The sequence below is a fragment of the Hyphomonas oceanitis SCH89 genome (assembly GCF_000685295.1).
Taxonomy (GTDB): Bacteria; Pseudomonadota; Alphaproteobacteria; order Caulobacterales; family Hyphomonadaceae; genus Hyphomonas; species Hyphomonas oceanitis.
In genome coordinates this window covers 1-7,004 of sequence record NZ_ARYL01000066.1, presented here as the reverse complement: position 1 = coordinate 7,004, position 7,004 = coordinate 1, and the positions used below count along the sequence as shown (strand labels likewise).

Sequence of the window (7,004 nt, the reverse complement as noted above, 5' to 3'; positions counted from 1 at the left end):
TGGTCCTGCCTTGAGCGATCGTGTCTGTCGGTGACGTGCTGCTGCCTTCGACTGCACCGGGGTCAGCGCGGCGGGCCGCGGGTTCGCTGACCGGCATCATCTGGCCGGGAAGGGGCAAGGGGACGGCCGTCTCGACAATCAGGGCCGGGCGGTCTGGCTCATTCTCGACAGGCGTCGCGGCCACGAACGCACCCGGATCGATCGGTTCGCGTTCGGTCGTTGCACAGGCCGACAGCAGGACCATGGCGTAAGCGGACATCAGAAAGCGGTTCATGGGACTCATTCTCCTGTAACGAGGTCCTGGCCCCAGTTGAGGCTGTGGACGTAAAGGCCGAGCGGATTGGCACGCAGGCGCGCCACATCGGTCGGTGGCTGGGTGATGAGTGTGAAGTTTCCGGTGAACCGCTCAGCTTGTCTCAGCGTGCCAGCCTCATAAGTCTTCTCGATCCAGCGGGCCTGGAAGCTGTCATCGGAGACGCGCACGACACTGACGACATCGACCGTGCGGGACTTTCTTCCGACATCGGCAAACGGGTCGCTGGCCTGGGCGTATTCATTGAGGGTGGTGGCGGCGCGGTCTGTGACGAAGTCATAGGCGCGCAGCCAGTTCTCGCGCACGACAACCGGATCGACGGAGAGGCCGCGGACGTCCGCGATGAAGTTAGCGAGATGATGCGCGATCTGCGCATCGCTGGCTACATAGCGCTCAGTGGCAGGGCCGACCGCGCGCGCCGCGCCGGTCTCATCGACTTCGACCACATAGGGCGTGACGGTCGATTGCATGCTCCGCCAGACGAGCGCGCCAGAGGTGACAAAACAGATCCCGAGGCATCCGAGCGCCATCAGCCGCCAGTTCTTTGCCTGCACCCGGGCCGAGCCAATCCGCTCATCCCAGACCTGTCCTGCCTTCTGGTAAGGCGTCTCGGGAAACGGGCTCTGGCCGTAATTGGTGGAAGATCGTTTGAAGACCATGTGTCAGTCGTCCTTGTCTTTGAGCGTGGGGGCAGCGCCGCTGGCGCCGCGATCGCCTTCCCGAAGGCTGTGCGCCGCCATCTGTCCGGCATGACCGACGCGCTGCTGGCTCTGCATCCGCCGCGCCCAGCCAGGGCTCTGCGTCGATGCACTGGAGGCTGAGGCGGCTTCTCCTGTCGACGAACCGCCTGTGGCGCGCCAGGCGCCCTGGCTGCCACTGTTATAGGCGTCCCTGATCGATTGCGCAGGACGTGAGGCGGTCCGGCGCAGCGCATCGCCGCCCGCACGGGCGACACCGGCAACACCGGCAGCCACCGCGCCTGCGCCGGTTGCGCCCGACGCGGCCGACCCGAGCGTGTATGACGTGCGGGCGGCACCGGCCATGGAGGCGCCGGCTTTGACGGCAGAGGATGCGCCGCCAGCGACCGCGCCAATCGCGGCGCGTCCGCCCATGCCCGCGACATAGGTCCCGGCGGCCACACCGGCGACCGCACCGACCGCAGAGCCTGCGCCAAGCTGCGGCGCCCCGGAAATCAGGCCGGAGGCAATGCCGGGCGCAAAGATGCCCATCCAGAAGAAGACGATGCTTGCGAGCACAGTGCCCATGACCTGCGCGAGTGTCACATCATCGCCGGTCCGGAACGCGTCGCTCACCGAGCCGAACAGCGTCGAGCCAATGCCGATGATCACGGCAAGCACCATGAGCTTGATGCCCGACGTTATGACATTGCCGAGTACGCGTTCGGCCAGGAATGTCGTCTTGTTCCAGAGCGCGAACGGCACGAGCACGAATCCGGCCAGCGTCGTCAGCTTGAACTCGAGGATGGTGATGAAGAGCTGCACGGCGAGTACGAAGAAAGCCACCATGATCACGGCCCAGGCGATAAACATGATCGCGATCGTGATGAAATTATGGAAGAAGCTGACAGGCCCGACCATGTCACTGATCTCTTCAAGCAGGGGCTGGCCTGCCTCGAGGCCGACGCTGGCGATGAAGCCCGGGCGCAGGAGATCCGCAGCCGTCATGGTCCCGCCGCCCGCCCTCAGGCCAAGCGCAGCAAAGCTGTCGAAGATAATGTTGGCCAGGATCGAGAAGTTGCCGATCACGAACGCAAAGAAGCCGACATAGAGCACCTTCTTCAGGAGCCCGGCGATGATTTCTGCGTTCTGGCTGAGCGCCCAGAACAGGCCCGCCAATGTGATGTCGATGGCGATGAGCGTGGTCGAGAGATAGGCGACATCACCTGCCAGCAGGCCGAAGCCGCTGTCGATATAGGTGATGAAAGTGGCAAGGAATGTGTCGATCACGTCCATGGCTAGCTTCAGTTCTCCAGGAAGGATTTTGTGCGGGCCCGGCCGCGGGCCGCTTCGGCAAGGTTGCGCGAACGCTCCAGCGCCTCGGCGCGGTAGTGAGCGGCCATCATGTTTTCCATCTGCATCAGCTGTCCGGTCTGAAGCACCGCGATCTGGTTGCCGGCCTGCAGGGCCTGGAGATTGCCGACAGAGGACTGGCTGCCCGCGATCAGGCGGTCCAGACTGGAGGTGTCTTCGCGGGCCGATGCGACGACCTGCGCCGTGACGGTAAGGCTTTCGCGCCAGGCGGTGCGGGACTGTTTCCAGCGGGCATGGGCCTCTTCAACGAGGACAGCGTTCTCCGGCGGCGTATCCCCATAATCTTCCGGATAGGCCTCTTCATAGGCGCGTTCGATCTCTTCGACCCTGTAGCCAATGCCTTCGGCATCACGCATCAGATCGTCGATACGCTGCATGCGGCTGAGGATGTCGCTCGCGATGGAGTCCGGCAGGTTTTCCAGATCGCGGGCCATGTTCTCCAGCATCGCGATCTCATGGGTGAGTTGCTGGACCTGCTGATCAACCTGCTGCAGGGCGCGGACGGCCTGGTAGATGTTCTGCACATGATTGGCGGGGTCATAGACCGCCAGTTGGGCTGACGCCGGCGGCGCGATGATCGCGGATATCGGCAGGGCGCAGAGGGCGACGCAAGCGAGAAGGCGTTTCATCGGAGGCTCCTATTCAGCGGCCAGGGCGTGGGATGGCGTGAGCGGCGCGTGCGTGCCCGGATCCTGTCCGGGCCAGCGGGCGAGCAGCTCGGCGGCCCAGGGCAGGCCTTTCTCGATGAGCCAACACTCCGTGAAGCCGTCGCTTGTCGTTTCGGCCTGGATGCGGTCAAGCATCTGCTGGTCTTCAGGCGTACTTGCGCCGCAAAGGGCCAGCGCGACCGGACCAAGGCCAAGTTCGAACACACGGCAGCCAAGGGGCGACTGGTAGTAATAGTCGCGTTTTGGTGTGGCTCTGGAGATCAGCTCGATCTGACGCTTATTGAGCCCGAACCTCTGATAGGTCTCCCGGCTTTGGGGCTCCTGCGCGCGCTCGTTGGGCAGGAAGATGCGTGTCGGGCAGGATTCGACGAGCGCTGGCGCGATCGAGCTGCCCGCAATGTCAGCCAGAGACTGGGTTGCGAACACGACGGACACGTTCTTCTTGCGAAGCGTTTTGAGCCACTCCCGGATCCGGGCCGCGAACATCGGGTCATCCAGGAACAGCCAGGCCTCATCGAGGATGAGCAGCGTGGGGCGCCCGTCGAAGCGGTCTTCCAGCCGATGGAACAGGTAAGTGATGACCGGTGCCACCGCGCCCTTCGCGTGCATCAGGTCTTCCATTTCGAAGCAGACCGTATCGGCCAAGTTCAGTGTCTCATGGTCGGCGTCGAGCAGGCGGCCATGGGCGCCTTCCAGTGTGAACGGATGCAGGGCCGCTTTAAGCGCCGTATCCTGCAGCATAAGGGTCAGGCCGGTGAGAGTGCGCTCGGGTCGCGGCGCGCTGGCAAGAGACTGGAGGGCGTCCCAGAGCCCGGCCTTGAGGTCCGGCGTGATTATGACGCCTTCATTCATGCAGAGACCGGCAAGCCAGTCGGCAGCAAAGCTGGCGCCGTGAGGACGGTCGATATCCTTGAGCGGCTGGAGGCTCGGGCGATCAGCGCTACCGAGATCGACATGCGATCCGCCCATGGCGAGCGTCGCGGCGCGGGCCGACCGGCCCTTGTCGAAGATGAAGACCTGGGCGCCCGCATAGCGCCTCCATTGCATCGCCAGCAGAGACAGCAGCACTGACTTGCCTGCACCCGTCGGACCGACGACAAGCGTGTGCCCGACATCGCCGATATGGAGGTTGAGCCGGAAAGGCGTCGTGCCGTGAGTCTGCGCCTGGATCAGCGCGGGAGCGCTCAGGTGCCAGTTGGTCTGTTCTCCGGCCCAGACCGCTGAGAGCGGCACCATATGGGCAAGGTTCAGCGTATGGAGGATGGGCTTGCGGACATTGGCATAAGGGTGTCCGGGCAAAGAGCCCAGCCAGGCCTCGACGGCGTTCAGCGACTCGCGGATCGCGGTGAAGCCGCGGCCGTTGATGATGCGCTCGGCAATCCGGATATGTTCATCCACGGCGCGTCGGTCGGCGTCCATGACGGTTATGGTCGTCGTGACATATCCGTATGAGACGAGATCGCTGCCGAGTTCCTGAAGCGCCGCATCGGCGTCAGCCGCCTTGTTGTCGGCGTCATTGTCGACAAGCGCGGCCTGTTCGTTGAACAGTGTCTCGCGCAGGACCGCGCCCACGGACTTGCGCTTGGCAAACCAGTGTCGGCGCTTCCGGGCGAGGAGTTTTTCGGCGTCCGCCTTGTCCATCGCAATGAACCGCGTCGCCCAGCGATAGGCGAACCCCTGCCGGTTCAGCTCGTCCAGCATGCCAGGCAGGGTCGAGGCGGGAAAGCCGAGGATTGTCAGCGTGCGCAGGTGCGCGTCGCCGATCATCGGTTCGAGGCCGCCCGCAAAGGGCTCATCGGCAAGGATCGCATCGAGGAAGACCGGCAGGTCCGGCGCGGTGACGCGATGGCGCCTGGTCGAGATTGTTGAGTGAAGGTAGGTCAGCGCCTCGTCATCATCGATGCGTACGAACTCGGCGAGGCAGGTCGCGAGCAGAGCTAAGACAAGCCTCGCCTGGGTCTGAAATGTCTCGAGGCTATAGCGCCAGGTGGCGGCATCTTCGGTCTCGGCGCGGGTGATCAGCGCCTTTTCGGCGCGGCCCGTCGCATCGGCTGGTGGCAGCCAGAGCAGGGTCAGGTAATAATGGCTTTCAAACCGGCTGCCGGCTTCGTCGGCCTGCAGCCCGCGTTCCTGATCGACGAGCCACGACGCCGCGTCCGGAAACGCGCTGTCCGGATACTCATGCACAGGTGCGCGCTGGGCTTCAAAGAAAAGCGCCCAGCCCGAGCCAAACCGGCGCAACACATTGTTGACGCGGGCATGGATCGCGACGAGCTGTTCGTCGGTCGCGCTTTCAAGGTCCGGCCCGCGATATTTGAAAATGGTCTGGAAACTGCCATCCTTGTTGAGGATGACGCCCGGCGCGACGATGCAGGCCCAGGGCAGGTAATCTGCGAGCAGGGTTGGTGTTTCTGAGTATTCTCGGAGGTTCAGCATGACAGATGCGCCTTGTGACGTGTGGAACGGCTTGCGACGGCCATGAAATCCGGATCGGACCGCGCCATGAACACGGCCGCGGAATGGCCGGCGAGCCAGAGGACGAGCCCCGGGATCCAGAGCTGGAGACCAAGGCCCACAGCGGCGCCAAGCGTGCCGATGGCGATGGCCGCCGTTCTCGGCGCGCCTGCCATCAGGATCGGCTCGGTCAGTGCGCGATGCAGGGGGATTTCATAACCTTCAGTCACTGGACGAGCGCTCCGCCGCCAAAGCTGAAAAAGGTCAGGAAGAAGCTCGTCGCTGCAAAGGCGATGGAGAGGCCAAAGACGATCTGGATCAGCTTGCGCATGCCGCCGGACGTCTCGCCGAATGCCAGTGTCAGTCCGGTCAGTGTAATGATGATCACCGCCACAATGCGCGCGACCGGGCCTTCAATCGAAGTCAGGATCTGATCGAGTGGGCCCTCCCAGGGCATGCCCGATCCGGCCGCATGGGCGGGCGCGGCCAGCGCAAAGCCGATCGCGACGCAGGCGGCGACCTGAAATGTCCGGTTTGCCGTTTGGGTATGATTGTAGAGGTTCACGTCTTGTCTCCTTGTGTGACGAGCGAAAGGGAGCGGGAAACGAGCGGTTCGGTCTGGTAGCTGTCGCCGTCGAAACCCGAGACGCGCAGCGCCTCTTCGATCCGGCGCTGGCCGCCCGTGCGGCTCATGAACACGACGACATCAATCGCCTCGGCTATGAGGTCGAACGGGGCGCGGCTGCTCGCTTCGAGCGTCAGCTGCTCCAGCCGCCGCAAGGCGCCATAGGCTGAGTTGGCATGCAGCGTCGTGATGCCGCCGGGATGGCCAGTATTCCAGGCCTTGAGGAGATCGAGCGCTTCAGCGCCTCTGACCTCGCCGACAATGATACGGTCAGGCCGCAACCGAAGGGTCGAGCGCACGAGCTGCTGCAGGCTGGCGCTGCCGCGATGGGTTCTGAGCTGAACGCGATTGGGCGCAGCGCAGCAGAGCTCGCGCGTGTCTTCGAGGATGACGATGCGGTCCTCCTGGAAGGCCGGCTCTGCAAGCAGCGCGTTCGTGAATGTGGTCTTGCCCGAGGAGGTCCCGCCCGCGATCAGAATGTTCGCGCGGTTTGCGACAGACTCCCTGAGCGCCGCGCAGAGGGCAGGGGACAGGGTGCCCTGATCGACATAGTCGCCGAGTTCGAACGGTGTTGTTGCCGGTTTGCGAATGGAGAAGCAGGGCGCGGTCGAGACCGGGGGCAGAAGCCCTTCAAACCGCTCACCGCTGCCTGGGAGTTCAGCAGAAACAATCGGCGAGGTGCGGTTTGCGGCTTCTCCGACACCGGAGGCCACGAGGCGTATGACCCGTTCGCGGTCAGACGCGTCGAGCGTGTGTTCGGAGACCACCAGGCCGATACCGGCTTTCTCGATCCAGACCGACCCATCCGGATTGGCCATGATCTCGATCGTATCGGCGGCATCCAGGGCATTGCGGATGACCAGGCAGAAGGCCGTACGCAGCATGGCGGTCCG

7 protein-coding genes and 1 pseudogene are annotated in these 7,004 nt (G+C 64.0%); all 8 read right to left on the bottom strand.

What is annotated here, in order from left to right:
* Window positions 1-274: pseudogene (locus tag HOC_RS19640) on the bottom strand (P-type conjugative transfer protein TrbG); the annotation flags it as partial.
* Window positions 275-279: 5 nt separating this feature from the next.
* Window positions 280-972 (bottom strand): conjugal transfer protein TrbF, encoded by a 693-nt coding sequence (gene trbF / locus HOC_RS19635; protein ID WP_035541883.1) that lies wholly within the window; start codon window positions 970-972, stop codon window positions 280-282.
* 3 nt (window positions 973-975) lie between these two features.
* Window positions 976-2,286, bottom strand: coding sequence for a P-type conjugative transfer protein TrbL (trbL, locus tag HOC_RS19630; protein WP_035541880.1), 1,311 nt, complete (start codon window positions 2,284-2,286; stop codon window positions 976-978).
* Between the two features lie 8 nt (window positions 2,287-2,294).
* Window positions 2,295-2,993, bottom strand: coding sequence for a P-type conjugative transfer protein TrbJ (gene trbJ, locus HOC_RS19625; protein ID WP_035541877.1), 699 nt, complete (start codon window positions 2,991-2,993; stop codon window positions 2,295-2,297).
* 9 nt (window positions 2,994-3,002) lie between these two features.
* A complete protein-coding gene (gene trbE, locus HOC_RS19620; RefSeq protein WP_035541873.1) occupies window positions 3,003-5,468 on the bottom strand; it encodes a conjugal transfer protein TrbE in 2,466 nt (821 codons plus the stop codon).
* Window positions 5,462-5,716 (bottom strand): VirB3 family type IV secretion system protein, encoded by a 255-nt coding sequence (locus HOC_RS19615; RefSeq protein WP_035541869.1) that lies wholly within the window; start codon window positions 5,714-5,716, stop codon window positions 5,462-5,464. The genes trbE and HOC_RS19615 overlap by 7 nt, the downstream gene beginning before the upstream one ends.
* On the bottom strand, window positions 5,713-5,988 hold the full coding sequence (locus HOC_RS19610; RefSeq protein ID WP_084146489.1) for a TrbC/VirB2 family type IV secretion system protein: 276 nt from the start codon (window positions 5,986-5,988) through the stop codon (window positions 5,713-5,715). Before HOC_RS19610 ends, HOC_RS19615 begins: the two co-directional genes overlap by 4 nt.
* Window positions 5,989-6,047: 59 nt before the next feature.
* Window positions 6,048-7,004, bottom strand: a 957-nt coding sequence (trbB, locus tag HOC_RS19605) for a P-type conjugative transfer ATPase TrbB (protein ID WP_035541865.1), incomplete at its 5' end; no start/stop codon positions are given.

Coding starts and splice junctions, on each gene's coding strand:
- trbJ (WP_035541877.1), bottom strand. CDS start 2,993: ATGAAACGCCTTCTCGCTTGCGTCGCCCTCTGCGCCCTGCCGATATCC.
- trbL (WP_035541880.1), bottom strand. CDS start 2,286: ATGGACGTGATCGACACATTCCTTGCCACTTTCATCACCTATATCGAC.
- trbE (WP_035541873.1), bottom strand. CDS start 5,468: ATGCTGAACCTCCGAGAATACTCAGAAACACCAACCCTGCTCGCAGAT.
- trbF (WP_035541883.1), bottom strand. CDS start 972: ATGGTCTTCAAACGATCTTCCACCAATTACGGCCAGAGCCCGTTTCCC.